This is a genomic window from Tissierella pigra (genome assembly GCF_009695605.1).
GTDB lineage: Bacteria > Bacillota > Clostridia > Tissierellales > Tissierellaceae > Tissierella > Tissierella pigra.
The window spans coordinates 91182-111494 of the sequence record NZ_VUNQ01000005.1 but is presented as its reverse complement, the minus strand read 5'-3'; the positions used below and the strand labels follow the sequence as shown (position 1 = coordinate 111494).

Annotated in this window: 10 protein-coding genes and 1 pseudogene; 1 reads left to right on the top strand and 10 read right to left on the bottom strand. The window is 30.5% G+C overall.

Annotation, left to right across the window (positions count from 1 at the left end; translation table 11 throughout):
- Positions 1 to 205: pseudogene (locus FYJ83_RS19875) on the top strand (IS256 family transposase); the annotation flags it as partial.
- Positions 206 to 584: 379 nt separating this feature from the next.
- Here FYJ83_RS19875 and FYJ83_RS04015 read toward each other — a convergent pair.
- The 10 genes from FYJ83_RS04015 to FYJ83_RS03970 form a co-directional block, all read right to left on the bottom strand.
- Positions 585 to 2447 carry a transglutaminase domain-containing protein gene (locus FYJ83_RS04015; RefSeq protein WP_154439052.1) on the bottom strand — a complete coding sequence of 621 codons (1863 nt, stop codon included), beginning with the start codon at positions 2445 to 2447 and terminating at the stop codon, positions 585 to 587.
- A 69-nt stretch (positions 2448 to 2516) separates the two neighbouring features.
- Positions 2517 to 3611, bottom strand: coding sequence for an S-layer homology domain-containing protein (locus FYJ83_RS04010; protein WP_195837912.1), 1095 nt, complete (start codon positions 3609 to 3611; stop codon positions 2517 to 2519).
- Between the two features lie 74 nt (positions 3612 to 3685).
- On the bottom strand, positions 3686 to 4618 hold the full coding sequence (locus FYJ83_RS04005; RefSeq protein WP_154439050.1) for a hypothetical protein: 933 nt from the start codon (positions 4616 to 4618) through the stop codon (positions 3686 to 3688).
- Between the two features lie 69 nt (positions 4619 to 4687).
- Complete coding sequence (locus FYJ83_RS04000; RefSeq protein WP_154439049.1) at positions 4688 to 8797, bottom strand: S8 family serine peptidase; 4110 nt, start codon at positions 8795 to 8797, stop codon at positions 4688 to 4690.
- 36 nt (positions 8798 to 8833) lie between these two features.
- On the bottom strand, positions 8834 to 10708 hold the full coding sequence (locus tag FYJ83_RS03995) for an S-layer homology domain-containing protein (protein ID WP_154439048.1): 1875 nt from the start codon (positions 10706 to 10708) through the stop codon (positions 8834 to 8836).
- A 240-nt stretch (positions 10709 to 10948) separates the two neighbouring features.
- Positions 10949 to 11413 carry a hypothetical protein gene (locus tag FYJ83_RS03990; RefSeq protein ID WP_154439047.1) on the bottom strand — a complete coding sequence of 155 codons (465 nt, stop codon included), beginning with the start codon at positions 11411 to 11413 and terminating at the stop codon, positions 10949 to 10951.
- 66 nt (positions 11414 to 11479) lie between these two features.
- Positions 11480 to 12208 (bottom strand): hypothetical protein, encoded by a 729-nt coding sequence (locus tag FYJ83_RS03985; RefSeq protein ID WP_154439046.1) that lies wholly within the window; start codon positions 12206 to 12208, stop codon positions 11480 to 11482.
- A gap of 88 nt (positions 12209 to 12296) precedes the next feature.
- Positions 12297 to 12977 carry a hypothetical protein gene (locus FYJ83_RS03980; RefSeq protein WP_154439045.1) on the bottom strand — a complete coding sequence of 227 codons (681 nt, stop codon included), beginning with the start codon at positions 12975 to 12977 and terminating at the stop codon, positions 12297 to 12299.
- 321 nt (positions 12978 to 13298) lie between these two features.
- The gene (locus FYJ83_RS03975) at positions 13299 to 16313 is read right to left on the bottom strand and encodes a leucine-rich repeat protein (RefSeq protein WP_154439044.1); all 3015 of its coding nucleotides are present in this window, start codon (positions 16311 to 16313) and stop codon (positions 13299 to 13301) included.
- Positions 16314 to 17327: 1014 nt separating this feature from the next.
- Positions 17328 to 20213, bottom strand: coding sequence for a hypothetical protein (locus tag FYJ83_RS03970; protein WP_154439043.1), 2886 nt, complete (start codon positions 20211 to 20213; stop codon positions 17328 to 17330).
- Between the last annotated feature and the right edge of the window lie 100 nt (positions 20214 to 20313).

Sequence of the window (20313 nt, the reverse complement as noted above, 5' to 3'; positions counted from 1 at the left end):
AAATATAATAGAAGGTTTTCATAGACAGCTAAGAAAAGTAACCAAGACTAAAACTATGTTCCCATCTGATCAAGCTCTAGAAAAGATACTTTACTTAGCTAGTCAAAATACCATAAAGAAATGGACCAAAAGATATAAAAGCTGGGATTTAATTATAAATCAACTATCCATCTTCTTTGAAGAACGAGTAAATGTCCATCTTTAATGTAATTATACTGAGTGGCATATAAAAACCTTCTAAATCTGGAATTATGGGCGTTTAAATAGCTTGTAATACTGATTTAAAGCCTATAACTCCTTAAAAAACAAAAGGGTTTTTTATAAAAGTAAAGCTAAAATCCATTTGTAAAAAGTCATAGCATCACTTATATAAAATTATTGCCAAAACTATTCATTTTAATGTATAAAATAAAATAGTCTTGGCAAAGATAAAATCAAGATATTTAGTTGTAAGTTTTATCCAGTTTAATATTTCTTGTCAGATTAGAGATGAACGATTCTCTCTAAAGCACAAAGTTATTTACATTCTCAGGAAAAGAGGAGTTTCATAACTGATTTATCAGTTATGAAACATCCCCTTGAAGTTATTTTATTATAAATGGCATTTTTACTGCTTCTTTTAGGACCTCGTTTTCTTTTGTAGATACTAATGTATTTTCTATTACTATATAATATAGTTTATCCTTTTCATATACATTTTTGTTAATTACAGCAATTAATGTAGGGTCTTCATCTAATACTTTAACATCAAAATCAGAAAGATGTAACCTTTCTCCAAATTCATTTTCAACATATACACTATTAAAATCTACAGTATCTTCTTTAACAGATTTGTTTAGTTTTATAGTCCATGAATATCCAGTATCTATTTTTTTATCATTTAAATCTAGTATTTTATATCCATCTTTTACTTCTACATTTACTGAATCACTAAATTTTCCATCTGCTGTAGTAACAGTGATTATAGTTTCTCCCTTTGCTTTAGCTGTAATTAATCCATCTTCTACTGTTGCTACTGCTTTATTACTTGAAGTCCAAATGATGGATTTGTTTGTTACATCTAATGGTTCAACTCTAGCTTCTAATCTAACTGGTTGTCCTCCTAGTATAAGGGTTATATCTTCTGTTCTATTTAGAGAAATACCTGTTACACCTATTATCTCATCAATTGCTAACTTATCATCTTTTTTATTTGTATAATCGTAAAAATGTAGATATGGAAAATCTATATAAAGATCTTTAGAGTTGACATTATTTAATTGAATATTATCTGTTCCATCAATTTTTATCTTAAATATATATCCACCGTAAGAATAGTTGCTATAATATATCCAGTCCTCATATCCTGCTATAAACTGAACATTGTGGTTTGTTAATTGAGTTTCTGTCATAGTATCTAATTTGAGCTTATATAATTTATAATCATCAGTGTCTAAATCCTTTATATAAAACAAACTATTATCCAATTCCACTGGATTTTTTATATATCTCATAGTCTCATAATAAGTATCTGTTGCTTTAGGATAGGCTTTGCTTCTTTCATCTCTCTCATGATCTGTCTCTATAGATTTATCTGATATTAAAAAATATTTATAGCTTAATATATCTCCCGCTACGGAAACAGGATCGTTCCATGTGGTGTCTAGGTGATACCATTTTCCATCTACTTTAACTAGATTCCAACCATGAGGAATTTCACCTACTTTTCCTGTAACATATTTTACTTCAAAGCCTTCCTCTTCCAACAACCTTAGTGTAGCTAAGGCATAGGCTTGGCAAACTCCTTCTCCTTCATTGAATAGAGTATAAGCAGCATGGGGACTAGTTGTTGTATCTTCATTGTATCTTGTATTGTTTACTACCCAATCATTAATAGCTTTAACTTTTTGAAATTCATTCATGTTTGGTTCTATTATTTGATTTACTACATCTGCTACTTTAGAATCCACAAATTTTTCTTGAACTTTGTTGGTATGGTAAGTAAAGGATGTGAAATCTATGGTAACATCATTTTCATATCCAATAGATTTATATTCTCCATAGGTACTTACAGTCCCATAAAGATAATGGTCTGACTCAAATATTTCCTCCCATATCCTACTAATGTCGTTTTTTAGATCTGATGTATCTCCTTTGTAGTTTATAGAAAAACTGTATTCATAATTTTTCATATGTTTATAAATTGTTTCTTTTAGCTCTTCATAACTATGTGCTATATCTATGGATTCAATAGAATCTATGCTTATATTGTCATAAAATAATCTAGGTTCAATATAGTCTGTGCTAAAGGGTCCATATTTAATTTCCGAATTTATCTCCAATATTTGTGGAAGCTCTTCTATCTCTTCTATCAAGACAGATTCTTCTAAAACATCAGCATAAGTTGTTGTAGATAAAAGTATCGTAAATAACAATACTAATGAGATAAGTCCTTTGTTTCTTTGCATAACTCTCTTCCACTCCTCTTTAGTTTATATAAACCACGGTGTTTATCCGTGGTTTAATAAGTTTTATGACTATATACTATCTCTTGCTTCGTCTTTGGCTTCTTGATATTCCGCCTCTAACTCTGATATTACTTCTGTATTATATCCATTTTCACTTAATTCTCTTGATAACTCTGATAATATAGAGGATACTTGTGAATCTGTATCAGCCTCTAGTTCATAAGCCATATCCATATATCTGGAATAAATTTCGTTATAATCTCCACCACTTTTATATTCTGCCACAGCACTTGAAATTAAAGACGAAAGTTCACCATTTACACTACTTCTTAAAGATAAAAGTTGACCTCTATATTTAGATACTATAGAACTCTGACTTGGTTTGTTTTCATTTGGCTTATTTTCATTAGATTTGTTTGCACTTGATTTATCTCCAACTGTATTGTCCTTCTTAGAATTGTCTTCTGTCTTTTTTTCATCTTTTTTGGTTTCTGAGTTTGATTCTTCCATAATAATTGCTATAATTTCAGTATATTTCTCTCTATTATATTTAAGTTCATATACTAACTTAGCTACTAGTTCTCTCTCACCAAATGATTTAGGTAGGAAAGTAAAAGAACCATCTTCATTTTCTATACCATCCATTAAACCAATTGATTTTACAAATGCTACAGCATTCCTTGCCCAAGCTGAAATGTCTTCTGCGTCTTTAAATTCAATATCAAGATCCAATTCTTTGACAGTCTCTTCTAATCCGAATGTTCTAAGTAAAATAACTGCTAATTCCTCTCTTGTTACATTCTGCTCTTGTCCAAATTTGTCGGAGCTAACTCCAATCATAATATTAGCTTTATATAATGCACCAACAGAGCCTTGATTCCATTTTCCTCTTACATCTGTAAAATGTTCTGCTACATTTTTGTCTTCCTCTAAATTCAATGTTACAGCAATTATTCTTGCTAATTCTCCTCTTGTAATACCATTTTGTGGTTTAAATGTACCATCTAAATACCCACTAATAGTTCCATCTTCTACTAATTTTTCAATTTCAACCTTATATTTTGAATCCCCTAAATCATTTAATTTCACTGTATCCGCTAATGAGGGGATAGCAAAAGATAAAGTTAAAACCAATGCTAAAACAATCGAACTTATTCTTTTCATCTCATACCTCCATATTTTGTATTTTATGTAATTTATTATATCAATTGAATACATCAAAGTAAAGTAAAATGCCACTAAATTTGTTTCTGGAGTTTTACATTTATAAATTGCTGAATCAATCTACCAAGGTTATCATATATATTTACATCAATATACTCTGTATATCTAAATAAAGGTTGATCTTCAACGTCAATAACAGTCCTTGGAGTAACCTCTTTTGCTCCTCCTGACAATTTATATATTAATTCATATGAATAGGCATTTGGCACATTGGTTTCTACCTTTGCTGTTCCAAAAGGTATCATATCTCCTATAGATACTTTTGAAACAAATGTTACTGTAACACTATCACTGTTAGTCTGTATTGGCTCTGATATAAGACTAATATCAGATTCTAAATTATTAGATGTCTCTTTTATTCTTGCTACAAATCTATAGAATTTATTAGGTTTTAAATCTACAAATACATTAGAATCTTGCCACTTTAATTCACTCATCAAAATATCATCAATAGAATATATACTATATTCTGCTCCTTTTATTTCTTCTAATTTTATAGTACTAGATGATGGCCTACCTAAACTCTTAGGTGAGTTAGGTGCTACTGGCCTATCCAGTCGAATCATAAATGGAAATTTTATGGCCTTTGCTAAGTTTATTTTCTTCGTAGATTTTAAGTTTTCTTCGATTACAATAGTATATTCTTCATTTATTCTATAGTCATAACTATTTTTTAACCTAACTATATTTTTATCAGTTATAATATTTATATTATTCAATTTGTTTCCATCTTTATTTACAATATATATATTTTCTTTGGTTAAATATTCAACATCAACATCTTGGTTAAATTCTATGGTCCATATGTATTTCTTATTATCTTTCAATTTTCTATCTAATATCTTATATTCTGTTAACCCTCCAGCACTTACATATGTATCAGCAACAAATCCTCCAATTAATAATATAGAAAATAAAAAGAGTATAATCCTCATACCTAATTTCATATTTAATCCTCCAATATTTATATATAGAACTTCAACCACGATAAATAACGTGGTTGAAGTTCTATGTTTTTATAGATTTTCTGATTCTTGTTCAATTTCTGGTGTTTCTGGTATCTCTGGTAACACTAAGTTTTCTTGAGTTTCTATATCTTCTTCTATTGATGGTATTTCTTCATAAAACTTCTCTGCTGATTCTTTTGTAATAGTTATTGTTTCTTCAACCTCTCGTCCAGAAGCATCTATTAACGTAAATACAAATTCATTCTCTCCATCTACAAGATCTACTATAAATTGTTCAATTATTATAGTTTCTTTTATATTTCCAGGACCTAAATTATCGTAGCTAAATATTTGGCTATCACCTTTATATAATTTAAGATATGGGAAATTATCTTTCATAGTAATTTCAAATGTGACTTTATCAGAGCCTTCTACTATTCCTAAATTTTTGATTTCCAAAGTAGCTGGAGTAGTATCTACGTAGAATCTTCTTGTTATGCTACCCTCATTACCAGTTGATGATTTTACTACTACTGGTATTTCATGGTATCCATCTTCTAATTCAAATTCTCCATAGAAGTAATATGCTGGTCCAGCATAGATCATTTGTGTAGAATCGTCTGGGTGAGGAAGTTCTACATATTCTCTATATTCAAATTCAGCAGTACCTATATCTCCTATGGCAACTTCATCAAGTAACTCAAAATTAGTTACAAATCCATCAAATACTATGGTTCTTTCTTTATATACTTCTAGTAAGCTTGGACTATATATATATATCTCTGGAACTACTTGCCCAACATCTGTTTTTACGGTGCTACGTCCTTCGTTAAATGCCCTATCATATGCTACAACAGCTATTTCATATGCTGTACCATCTACCAGATTTTTAGCAATATTTACCTTATATTTATTCTGTGTCAAGTTACCTTTTATTGAAGTAGCAAGCTTATCATTCAGATAGATGTCAAAGCCCATTATACCAGAACCTTTTTCTTCAACCTCCCAAGATAAGTCAGCATTTTCACTATTAAATACTAAGTCTTTGACTATTGGTTTTGTAGTATCTATTATTACAGGGATCTGTTTACTTTGTATCTCTGCACCTTTATAGTGAATCTTAGATTGAATTTCAAAGATATATTCACCATCAGATAATCTCTCACCATTTACAGTACCATCCCATTGAGCATCTTTTATCATAGTTTGTAATGCCCTTGCTCTACTTCCATCTCTATAGTGTTTTCTAACAAAATTTTGTATTGCTATGGTTCTTAAAAGATCTCCATCTTTATCAAGAACATTATACTTAACTATTTCAGCATTTCTTAGGAAGGAAATATAAGGTAACATAGAGTCAGTTCCATATTTCTTCCCACTGTCTGTTTCTGGACTCAAGAATACTCCATCAGTATAATAATATCCGCTGTCATTTTCATCAAATCTCAAGATACCTGATGTATTAAAGTATGATGTTCCTTCTTCGTCAAGGAATCTCATATTATCTACAACCTTTGGCTCTCCCCAGTCTCCATAGAAACCAATAAATGGTACTCCTAAAGTTGGGTTAACTGCCAATTCTCCTTCTCTAGCATCTTCAAATCTTACAAAACCTTCTATAAACATATTTCTATAGACGTTTTTATCTTTTGAGAAATCAACTTCTATTGAAAATTCTATTCTGCCTTTGGCTGGTATAGTTATAGTGGATTCCCCATCTATTGTTGCATCTACATACTCTGACTCTAGTACATTAAGTGCCACTGGTGTCGAAGTATCAATAATATCTTTTAATACAGTAGTATCTACTGCATAAGTTAAATCTTCATCAGAGTCATTGATTGCAATAAAATTCATAGTAAAGGATTTATCTTCGAAATCTCTTAACTCAAACTTAGCTTCATTAGTATCTACATTTACAATTCTTACAGGTGTATTAACAGCTGCATTAACATTCATTGTCCCAGCACCTTGTCTTCTTGGTGATACCTCTACTTCATATTCATCAACAACTGGAGTAGCTGTATTCATCAGAAGAACCTTGGCTAGCCTTGCTTGTTCTTGTGGTGTTAAATCACTATATCTAGCATCTTGTTTTAAATACTGCATTACAATTGCAGATCCTCCTGCTACATGAGGTGCTGCCATTGATGTTCCACTCATAATACCATATTTATCATTGTTAAATGTTGAATAAATCTGTCCTCCTGGTGCTGTCAATTCAGGCTTCATTTCTAATGAAGGTGTAGTACCCCATGAAGTGAAATCTGACATCAGTCCACCTTTAGGATTTACCACGCTTAACATTTCTGATTCGAATTTTATCAGCCTTTGTGTACCAACGGACTCTGTAAATCCTCTGATTGATTCAGTTCCATTGACATCACTATATTTCACTGTTTCAGGAAGTTTATCTAATCCTGTTTTGTTACCTAATATATCAACTATTAAATCTGTATTTAGCTTTAGATAAATTGGTAACTTTTTATTATAAGTTGTTATTAATTCTTCTTGTGCTTTAGAACTACTATTTAAAAATCTTATATCATAAGCATTTGGATTTAATATTATGGAATTAGATGGAAGTACTGGAGTTGTTCCTCCCATATTTAGTATACCAATACCATGACTATATCCAATAAATACAGCTGGTATAATACCTGTATCTGGATATTGCATACTTATTAATTCTTCTCCACCTGATTGGTGGTTATATATTATAGCTCCTGCTGCTCCTGCTTTCTGAGCATTTATAATCTTATCTGTAAAAGCACCACTAAAACTTGATCCTGGTGCAACACCACGCATCATTAATGCTACTTTACCTTTTAAATCTTTGTCTTCAAAATCTTCAGGTGCTCCAAATCCAGCATCTATTACCTCAACTTCATTTGTAAATACCCTTGAAGGATCTATACTTCCAGCTATTGACATTGGTGCTCCTTGTTTTTTACCATTAACTTTATAAGAAAGTTGATTAACTAATTGATTCGTATTTTCTACTGAAGCTATTGATATGGAATCTGTATTTAGTGACGGTCCACCTACTACACCAACATCTGGATTCTCTTTTGTAGGGAATCCGTAATTAGGTGCTCCACTAGTTCCATAAACATTGTAACCAGAGTTACCTGCTGAGATTAAGCATACTACTCCATTTTCCACAGCATTTGTTATAGCAACATCCTCTGGGCTGTCATCTATAAAGAAACTAGCCGTTGAGCCTAAACTCATATTTAAAGCATCTACACCAAGTTTGATAGAGTCTTCAATTGCCTTTAAATAAATATCACTAAAAGTTGTTGCATAGATTGGGTCATTTGAAAAAACTTTCATGGCTAAAAGTTGAGCTTCTGGAGCAACACCTTTAATTCCACCATTATTAGTATCTCCATTTGCACCTACAGTCCCTGCTACGTGCATACCATGAGGACCACTACCAAAATCTAATATTTGATTGTTTAAATCATAATAGTTGTATCCAAATGGAACCTTTTTAGTAAAATACTTTCCTCTCTCTAGTTTAGCCTCTTCTATATCCTTTTCTTCTAGTTTAGGGGTAGTACCTTCACTAAGAACCATATCTTTGTGACCAGGATCAATTCCTGTATCTATTATAGATACTACTGTACCTTCCCCTTCATATCCTGCTGCCCATGCTAGTTGAGAATATACCATATCATTACTTGTAACCATATTTATTTCGGCTTCAGGTCTATTATATTCATTTGCTATATAAACCTTTTTTACAGATGGTAATGCTTCAATGGATTTAATATCGCCGTATTTTACATTACCACTAAACCCATTGAATGTAATATGAAAATCATTTATATATTCCATATCTGTAATTCTAGAAATACTATTTTTTACAGTTTCTTGTTCCATAAATATATTTCTTTCTATGTCATTTATTTCTGCCATTGATAACTCAGAATACTCTACTCCTCTGCGTGTAGCATGAACTATCCCAGGATTTGAGTCTAGCTCTACTACAATTCTTACTTCTTGTTCGGGAGTAAAATACTCATCACGATCAACATCTGCCTTTTCAAACATCTCTGTAACAGAATTGCTCAATTCTTGATTAGATGGAACTTCATTTTCTGCAAAAACTACTCCTGGTAAAATCAAAGATAAAACTAATATTAATGACAACAATTTATTAAATCTTTTCAAAACATTTTCCCCCTTTATTATTTTATTGATTATAATTTACTTAATCAATTGCACCTGCTCAAAAGTATGAATTAGAGTCCTATTTTTATCATATATCTTAACTTTGACATATTCTGTGTATCTAATAAGAGGTGGATTATCTGAATCTATTGGCGTAATGGGTGTAGTCTCTATTTTGCCATCTGCTAATTCATAATCTATTTCATATTGGTAAGCATCGGGTAAGTTTTTTATTTCAATACTTACCGTTCCAAATGGGATTACATCTCCAACTGATACCTTTGCTTTAAAATTAGCTTTGATTGTTGGTTCAGCTTTGTCTATAGAAAGATATACATTTTGAAAAGTTTTCAACAGTTTGTTATTAGAATCATATACTCTAATGGTCACATTTTCAGTATATCTAAATATAGGTGAATCACTAGAAGTTAATTTTACTCTTTCTGTAGTACGAATGTTTCCATCAGACAACTTATAATCTAACTCATATGAATCTGCATTAAGCAGATTATTCAGTTTTATCCTAGCTATGCCAAAAGGAACTAATCCATCAGCACTAACTTTAGTTACAAAATCCACAGTAATAATTGAATTTGAAATATCTTCCAGAGTCAACTCTACATCTTTAAATGTATTTAAAAGACCACCCTTTGAATCATATACCCTTATGGTAATTAATTTGGTATAACGAATAAGTGGCAAATCACTTGAACTCAATAGAGTTCTTGGAGTAGTTGATTTAATACCTCCTTCTAATTCATAGTCTATTTCATATTCATACGCATTTGGCAAATTAAAAAGTTCAAATTCAATACTACCAAAAGGTACGAAATCGTTTAGATTAAGTTGGGATATAAACTTTACTTTTATATCTGAAGCCTTGCTTGTCCTTATGATAGAAGAACTAGAGCTATTATCAGATTTTACTGTATCCTTAGTTTCTTTTATTCTAGCTATAAAAGTATATTCAGTATCTGGTGTTAGTCCAGTAAATATATTTGAATCTTGCCATTTTATAAAGCTTTGTATCTTTCCTCCAATAGAATAGATTGCATATTCTACACCTTCAATAGGGTTTAGGGTAATGCTATTTGATGTTGGGGTTCCTAGTACTAATGGTGCTTTAGGTGCATTTGGTTTTGGTAATGGTTTTGAAGGATCTACTGACGGACTTGATGTTTGTGATGAATCAGTAGATGATTTCACCGGTGGCTTAGGTTGTACTGTTGACGGGGTTTGTGGTGTAATAGATTTTACTGACAACTTGGATTTTGCTATTTCATTCTTAAGTTCTTCAGGTACATTAATATTTAGTCTTTCACCTAATAAGATAGGTTTGTCTATGTTTGATTGTGGATTCATAGGAATATCTAAAGCATTTACTATCATTATTACTACTATGCCTCTCGGAACTAATAGCAAAGATTTATCTTCCTTATCTTCAATGCCTTTTAGTATTCCTATTTCTTTTGCTTTTTCAACTGATAATTTGTATTCTATATCATATCCTAGGGCTCTTAGCAATACAGACGAAAACTGTTGTACTGTAATTTTGTCTCCGAAGCCAAATTTTTGGGCACTATAGCCTACAAAATATCCTTTTTTTAGAGCCCATGCTAAATATGGCTTATAACGAGAGATCTTTATGTCTTCAAATGTTAGGTCATCTATTGGGAAATTTTTAGCTTCTTCCTCTTCTCCCAATAATCTAGCAAGCAATATTACAGCATCTTGTCTAGTAAGTACTTGGTCTAATAGTAGATTTCCATTCTCATCTCCTATTAGTACCTTTTCTTTTCGCAAGAATTCTGCAGCTTTGTTGATAACATCAACACTTTCATTTGCATAGGCAGTAGAAAAAGTTGAAAGTAAAATCAACAAAACAAGAGACATTGCAATTTTTCTTTTCATTAAATACCCTCCCTCTTTATATAATTATTTAAAATTGATTTTACCATAATATGGATAAGTATTCAAGAGAATATTGCGATTTTAGTTATTATTTTAAATTGTCGGATAATTTTTTATCTACAACTCCGCAAAGTCATTTATAGAAATATATGTAGTCATAAAAATTGCATAAATTTTACAATATGAAAAGCTTAGAGTTTGTATATCTAAACCCTAAGCTTCATATATATTTTATCTTATTTAATATATTTTTATTACTTTAAATTCTTCTATAACTTCTATTATTGGAGCTAACTCAACTTCTCCCGTTTTTTCATCTACATTTACAACTTTCTTAAATTTAGATATATCTTCAGATGACGTTGGTTTGGCGTGTAGTATTGCATCTTTCACCTTTTTTGTATACATATATGAATCTATATATTCATCAATATTAATATATTTCTGTCCACTTACAATTACTTTGGTTATCATAGCACCACTTTTTCTTGACAAAGATTTATATAATGCACCTTTTCTAGTCATATACATATCAATATAGTCATCTAATGGCACTTTTACATAATCACCATCTTTAGTTAATATAACAACATCGTTTATTCTGTTTGAAGGAACACCTTCATTGGCAAAAGCAACTGGAATTGATATAGTAAAAATTAATACCAATAATATTAAAATTTTTGATATCTTTTCTAACTTTAGCATATTGTTCTCTCCTTTTTATCATCATATATCTAATTTATTTATGCTTACCTATAAATACTAAACACATCATTCGATAATTAAGTTAATGTAAAATTTCTCACTATATCCATCTTCAGTAATAACTTTATAGGAAGTACTCGGTTCTATGTTAACTAGTTTTTTATATGACCAACTAGACTTTACCTTATATTTATCATAATATTCATCTAAATAATATCCATTTTCTTTAAATCTATTTATTATGTCTAGCCAGGGTACTTCCTCATCAATTTCTATAATTCTTACTTTTTTTGAAAAATTCATTTCTATAGAACCAATTGACTCACTAGATATTTCCTTTGGTATTATAACAGTAATTTTATCATTTTTTAATATGCCCTCAATTATTCCTACTTTGACGTTCGTAATTTCTATTTTATACTTAGATATATCATTGATTTTTGATACCATTTGGTCACTCATAGTTTCAGAACTTGCCAGTGCCCTACGTACACTTTTTTCATAAAAATATTTATCAATATATTCATTTAAATGGATGTATTGATTTCCTGATCTTAATCCAACAACATATATTGAACCATTTTTTCTTTTTATAAAGTCATATATACTTCCAGTTCTTCTCATATAGATATCTATATATGTATCAATTGGCATCTCCACTAAAAATTCTTCAACCTTTATTATAACATTATCAATTTTTCCTGAAGCAGCATTTACTGGTTTAGGACCTATTATTATAAAAAATAATATTATTACTGACAGTATAAGTTTTAACTCCAAGTTTTTTCTTAGCATATCTATTCCACTCCTTATACTTATCTTGATTCAAATATAGCTTTTTCTTGATGTTAAACATCAGGAAAAAGCTATATTTCTCATACAATTATTTTTTAATTCTTATTACACCATTTTTAATCATATCTTTTGTTATTTCTACATCATCTGAATCCGATTGTAAACTACCTGAACTCCAAAATTCATTTTCGTCAACATCTACTTTATGATTTAATTCAAAATAATCCTCACCTATTTGTAACTCCAGTTTATCTGCATCAGTTATTTTAGGGAATTTTGCTTTTACTTCATTTTTAAATAATTGTATCGCAAATACTCCTGACATAGGTTCAAAAAAATTCTTTGCTTCATCTTCTAATAATAAATCTTTCACTAGTACTGGTGCAGGTACTTCTAGTTTCAGATTGATAGTTAATGTAAGATCTTTACCTGCTTCATTTACTACTGTAACTTGGAAAGATTCACCTAGTTTAGCTATGACTTCTGCAAAAGTTCTATCTGTTCCAATTTCAATTACTTTTTTAAATTCATCTAAGTTACCTTTATATCCTAACCAGTTTTTTGCTTCTTCTAATTGAGCTGGCTTGTCATATTTTTTACCAGTCTTATCAGTAATTACTGTAACTTTTACATTTTCTTTAAAGTTTACAACTACTTTTGGAATAGACTCTGTTTCTTCTTCGAATTTGATTTCTACAGCATTATTTTTCACAGCTACTTTGTTTCCACCTACTGTTGCTTCTTCAACTTCTGGTTCACCATCCCTCACTAACCTTATGGTTTTCGTGTAGGTCTACACCGTACGTGCGACTTTCACCGCATACGGCGTGCTATCGATAATATATGTGCTAGTGTGTCAAATAACCTTTCTCCTTAATATCCCCCAATACTAAGGTTATAAGTGCTATTATTCTATTTTTCTGAATTTAGCTACATTACCCATTATTTGATCATCACACTTATAGGTTATATTATATATCATAGCAAATTTTGGTATCAAAGTCAAGTTATTCTACACCCTTTTTGAACTTTTCTAATATTTATAATGCAAGGGGAGAAAATAGCATCCCTTCACATTATGTGTTTTATACTATGCAGCAATTTCTTCGGTTATTTTCTCTAAGCTCAATGCTTCTATAGCACTATTAATATTTTCAACAGCCTCCTTTACTTCTTTTAATGTAGCATTGGGTTTTTCATTTAATTCTTTTGCCTCTTCTATAGCTTCTTCTAATGCTTGTGCAAGTTCCACTGATTTATCAGTTGAATCTATTTTTTCAGCTTCCTCTATAGCTTCAACTAAAATTAAATATTCAAGTTTTATATTAAGGTTTCCATCGAAAGCTTTATTTCCGATAGTTACAATGTCTACAGGAATAATTACTAAATTAAGGTTATTATTCTCAAATGTACTTGCACCTATGTCTTTTATTTTAGATGGAATATTAATTGTTTCAAGTTTATTATCCATAAAAGCTTGTTTAGCTATGCTTGTAACACTTTCAGGGATTTCTATGGACGTTAATTGGTTATCTCTGAAGGAAGCAGTAGATATTACTGTCAGACCATCGTTTATCTTTACAGATGTTAATTTGTTTTGGTAGAATGCCATATTTCTCATTTCAGCCAATTCTTTAGGAAGTTCTACACTTGTAAGTTCATTTTGTGCAAATGCAGCCATCCCTATAGTCCTTACAGTATCAGGTATTTGTACAGACGTTATTCCCTTACCTTTAAATGCCTTATCTCCAATAACTACAACTTTTTCTCCATTAATCGTTTCTGGAATTATTATATCTGTTTCAGTTCCCATATATTTATTAATCGTACCATCAGAAAACTCGAATTCAGATCTTTCCTCTAATTTCTCTCCTACTATAACTTTAACTGTAGCTTCTAGTTTTTCTCCTTCTATTCCTTTCGGCAAATCATATGAACCTGTAAAAGTATATTCTCCTGATTCTTCTGAATTATAATTACCACTTGACCATTCTACATCTACTTCCTCTATATCTCCATTGTTTAGTCTTAATTCTATAGTTGCTGGTAACTTTATATTTTCTTTTGTAGTTCCATAATCAACTTCTATTGCTTGTATTTCTTTTATAGATTCTACAGATAACATAATTATTCTATGATAGTTTGAGTTTTCAAATAGACCATTATTCTCTGGGTCTACTTTAGCTAAAAATACATGAACTTTATTATTATCATTTTCATACCCTTCATTAGATTTGAAAGCCTCCTCGTGGATCTTATTTACTTCCATTAGTATAGTTATAGATGTCAATTTATTGTTATAAAATGACAGACTATCTAAACATAGTTTTTCATTGCCTTCTGGAAATGTAAGGGATATTAACTCATTATGAGCAAACCCTTGGTTTCCTACTTTTTGTAGAGTTCCTGGAAAGTCCACATATTTTAAGTTGTTTTTATAAAATGCAAAAGTTAATATTTCTCTTACACCTTCAGGAATTATTACTTTATTTAATTGATTTTCTTTAAATGCACTTGCTCCTATTACTAAACCATTTAATCCTTCTGGAATTATAAGACTTGTTAATTCCTTATTTGCAAATGCTCCATCTCCAATATGAGTTATATTTTCTCCTTGTGGATTTGTCTTAGGTAAGATTAAATCTTTATTAGTTTTTAATTTTTCTATTCCACTTTCAGAAAATCCCGTTATAGTTGTTGCTTCATAAGTAAAATCTTCTACCACCCAAATACTATCTTGTATATCTTCAGACTTTTCTTTCACTATTATGTTTGTTGTGACTTCAAGCTTTATTTCAGGATTTGATTGAACTACTCCCTGTGGTAATTCAAATGTAGCTACTGCTGTATAACTACCTGATATTTCACCATTATAATTGTCAAGTGCCCAGTTTAATTCTACTTCATGTTCCTTGTTATTAGAATCAATTATAAAGGTTTTTCTAGCCAGTCTATCAATCACCAAGTCTTTTGATGTTCCAATATTTACTGCAATTGAACCTACTTTTCCTATAGATTTGATAGTTACTTCTTCTACTATATCTTTCATCTTAAATTGAATAGTTAATATATTCTCTTTATGATCTAAATCTATAAATATTGGATTTGTATCACTTGGTTCATATTGATTATCTCTATATTGAGGAATTATTTCTATATTTTTATCTCCTATGTGTAGATATTCACCTGTTGATGGATTCTTAAATGTAGATTCCTCTTTCAAAATATTATCATCAAATACGTATTTTATAATCAATTTTGCAGGATTAATTACATGGTGTTTAGATTCTTGTAATTCATTGGTATTCTTATAGTTTTGTGTAAATAAGTGAACTGAACCATCATATCCTAAGTTTTTGAAAAAACCGTTACCATGAAGTTCTTTTAGACTGCTTGGAATTTCTACATCTTTTAATTGATTATTTGCAAAGGCATATTCATCAATTTTTTCAACACCTTCTTCAATAATTACTGAATTTAGATATTGATCATGCCATGTATTATTAAATGCTCTTTTTCCTATAATTTTAACATTTCCTGGTATTGTTACTGACTTTAACTTATTACTAGCAAAGGCATTAGATCCTAATTCCTCTACACTTTCAGGAATCGTTATGTTTCTAAACTCATTGTTATTAAATCCAGATAAATATTTTAATGTACTAGGTAGCTTAACTTCAACTAATTCGTTATCACTAAAAGCCTTATCATCTATTCTTGTTACTCCCTCTGGAATTTCTATATATTTTAGTTTATTAAAAGCAAAAGCTGGAGGTATAGTTGTTAACCCACTAGAAAGCTTTAGCTCCGATATTTCATTAAGAGTAAAGGCTCCTCCTTCTACTTCCGTTACACTTTCTGGTAAAGTTAGGGATTGCAGTAGATTTCCATTAAAAGCTGACATTTTAATGGAAATTACACTATCTGGAATCTCTATAGATGTTAAAGCATTGTAGCGAAATGCTTCTTTTCCTATGATTCTTATAGTATCTGGCAATTTTACAGAGTTTATACCTACTTTTGAGTTTGCTTTATTGCTATAATCTGTTATTGAAAATGCACCATCTCCAATTTCTGTTATTGCTTCTCCTAATTCGTTTGACAAAGGTAATATTAGATTTTTATTAGTTTTAAATTTTTCTTTTCCAACTTCAGAAAAACCAGTTATGGATGTTCCTGAATAGGTAAAATCTTTTATTTCCCATACAGAATCTTCTTCACCATTCCTTACCTATCCCAAAGGATTTCAGTAGGTCTACACCGTACGTGCAACTTTCACTGCATACGGCGTTCCATCGATAATATATATGTTTAGTTGTCCCCAAACAACTAGCCTTGCCCCTATATACAATAACATAATTATGCTTTTCTGTTAAATTAAATTAATCTATCCATGAAAACATTAATATTCATTAATTTTATAATAATAAATTCAAATACAAAAACCACCATGTCTGGGGGGACATGGTGGTTAAAATTTATCTATTTATTCAATATTATTCACATATATTACCGACTAGGTTCCTTCGCTCCCATATGTTTTATCCTCTTCATATGTTACCATATAAATACAAACGGCATATGATCTAAACTACTACGAACCTGCTGACTTCCTATATATATCTATGGAGTTACTCCTCCTCCTTATATAGGACCTCAAACGTTCCATACATACCATCCCTATTTTTGATAACCTTAGGTCTCCACTAGCCAATTATGAAAATCAGATTTAATAGTCTGAATTATTTCTGATTCTAATATATTATTTCAAATATATAGGTCTATAATAAGCTGAAGGTATTTTGATATTATAGACTAACATAATCCACATCATCATGGATTCATCAACTTAACCATAGTTATCTTTTAAGGAGCCCCGCATAGGACTTTCACCTATTACGACTTCACCTGGCTTCATATTGCTAAGGGAGTAACCTTAGGCAATATGCAGGAGGATTAGGTACTATGTTTGTAAGACTATTACATAGATTAGGAGTTTCACCTAATAACTGGTATTGTATAGTTAGGAAAATACCCCACACCTTACGGTACAGGGCATGATTCCCACCCTTTTCACTCATATTTCTATAAGTTTATAGAGTAACGTTTCGCAATTTTATTATTCAGCTATTTTAAATGCTTCAATTGCATCATTTAATGTTGCTATTGCTTGAGTAAGATCTTCTAATTTTACATCTTCTGTTGCTAATACTGTTTCAGCAGCAACTATTGCATCATTTAATGTTGTTTTAGCAACTTCACTTTTTTCAGCACCTTTACCAAGCTCAATATAAGCTTCGTTTATTTTAGCTGTTAATTTTCCTTTTTCTGCTGCTATTTTAGCATCTGCATCTGCGTCTTCTAATTCTGCTATTTTATCTTCTGCTGCTTTTAACGCTTCTAATACTTTTGAAGATACTAATGCTTTTTGTACTTCTGTTAAGTCATTGTATGCCTTTCTTGCAGCTACTACTTTATCAGCATCTTTTAAAGTTAATTTAGCTACAGCTGGTAATGCGTTAATAGTTTTTTCAACTTTTGTTGCTTCTGCTTTATTATCTTTTTCTTCTTTTTCTTTTTTAGCTTCGTTATCTTTTTCTACTTTTTCTATAGCTTTCTCTACTGCTGCTATAGCATCAACTAATTTACCATGATTAGCTTTTTCGTATTTTCCATCTTCTTGTAATTCAACTAATGTGTTATATGCCTTTCTTAATGCAACTTCATTAGTTGTCTCAGTATCTGCATCATCATTTAATAATTTAAATGCATCACTTTCAGCATTTTCAGCCTTTTCAACTAATCCTGCAAAATTCACTCCAAATAAATGTGTTACTGTAGCATTTAATCTAGTACCATCTTTATCTTTTAATGTATCTAATATTCTTAGTTCATCATATTTATCTATATTAAATTCTGGTAATACTAAAGTAACATCTTTACCGTTTCTTTCAGTGATTATTTCACCTTTTAGGTCTCTAACATCTTGTCTTGCTCCATTTTCATGTTTAAAGATGTAATTAGTTGGATCTTCTGCTAAAGTTCTATCTACTGCTTTATTAAATGCAATAGTTATTTCAGTTTTTGCTTTTGTTTGTGAAGATACATATACATCTTCAACTTTAAATGCAGTTGTTGCTGATTTAACTTCAAAGTCAACATAGTCTCTGTACATTTTATTTCTTGATGAACTTGCATCTACAAAGTTTACTACTTCTAATATATAGTTATAGTCTTTGTCTTTATTGTTCACATCTAGACCTGATAATTTAACAACAACAACATCTTTTCTATCTTCTTCATATTTAGCTGAGTCTATTTTGTATTTTTCTATATTTCTGTTTGATACTTCTTTTACATATAGAGTGAAGTGGTCATCTATAACAAATTCATCATCAGACTTATCTTCAAAAGTACCTTTTACATCTTTGTTGAAGTATAATTTAATTGTAGCTGTTTTGTCAGCTGCACTTGTAGTTACTTTGTTATCTATCAATTCTGGCTCTATATTGTCGATTATTTCTCTAGCTTCCATAGTAGTTTTTTCCATTGCAACTTTTGAATGGTTTTCAACATCTACTATAGTTATATCTGTTCTTCTTGGAAGTTCTTTTTCAAATGTATAAACAACTTTATTTGTATCTGTTTTTTCAGCTTTATCAGCATATACACTATGTCTTCCTGATTCATAGGATACATTTCCTACAGATACTCTACTGTAGTATGCATCTACTGAACCATTGTAAATATCTTTGTCAAATATTACTTCTACTTTGTTTCCTCTTAATATAACGTCTACTACCTTTGGAGCTACATCGTCTTTAGCTATTTCAATTTCAAAATCTTTTTCTACTGATTTATATCCTGCAAAGTCTACTAATTCTTTAACAGTTAATTTTTCAGCTTTTAAATCAAATGAAGCTTTATGGTATGGTGTCAAGATTATATCTCTACCATATTGTTCAACTTCCATAGCAATGTTTTTACCATCTATTAAGAAGTTTCTTTCTTTAACGTTAGCTACTGGTTCTGTAGTAGTAACTTTAATTCCATACTCTCCAAGAACTGTTACTTCTTCTATTGCTGGTATAGTATTATCATTAGCTTTAAATTTAAATGTTTTGTTTATAGCTTTATCTATACCTCTAATTACTAATTCATAATCTCTACCTTTTACTAAAGCTTCCTTACCATCTTTTGTGTTTAGTAATAAAGTAACATCATTTCCTTCTAATGTAGCTTTTTCTACTACAAATCCTGTTAATTTATAGTTGTTAGAATCTGTTAATTTTTCTTCATCTACTAATTTAGCATTTGATAGTTCAACTACTACTTCTGCTAAATTTTCTGTGTAAACTTCTTCAACTTTTAATTCTTTAGCTTCAACTACTGGCATTTCAATACCTAGTTTGTCAGCTAAAGTTTCTTTTGAATCTTTCATTGTAACTCCTAGAGCGTTAAATGTCATTAATGCCATTTGTCCTCTAGTGATTTCTGTTGAGTCAGATACTTCTAAGTTTTCTAGAATTCCAAACTCTTCAGATTTTGCTAAAGCGTCTGCCCATTTAATGTCTGAATCTCCATTAGGAGCTACTTTGTATCCTAAAGCTGTTAAAAGTACTTTTGCATAAGCTTGAGCTGTTAAGTTCTCACCAAATCCAAATACTTTGTCACTATGTCCTACGAAAAGCTCATTGTCTTGTGCCCATGCTAATGGTGCATTGTAGAACTTAATTTTAACGTCTTCATAAGTAGGTAATTTTGAGAAGTTTTTAGCTGCCTCAATTTCACCTCTTAATTGTGCTACTAATATTACTGCGTCTTGTCTTGACAGATTGTTGCCAAGGTTTAAGTTTCCGTTTTCGTCACCTACTAATACTCCAGCAGCTTTTAGGAATGCTCCTGCTTCTGCTTCAGTTGTTACAGTATTAGCTGCGAAAACTGTACCGAATGTTCCTAGTACCATAACCATTGCAAGTACTAAGGATAAAATTCTTTTACTCATAGTCTATTGACCTCCTTTAAAATTATAAATATTCTGCAAAATTGTTTAATTTTGCATTCTATCCTAGATTATAGCATTTATGGATTATAAAATCAATCCC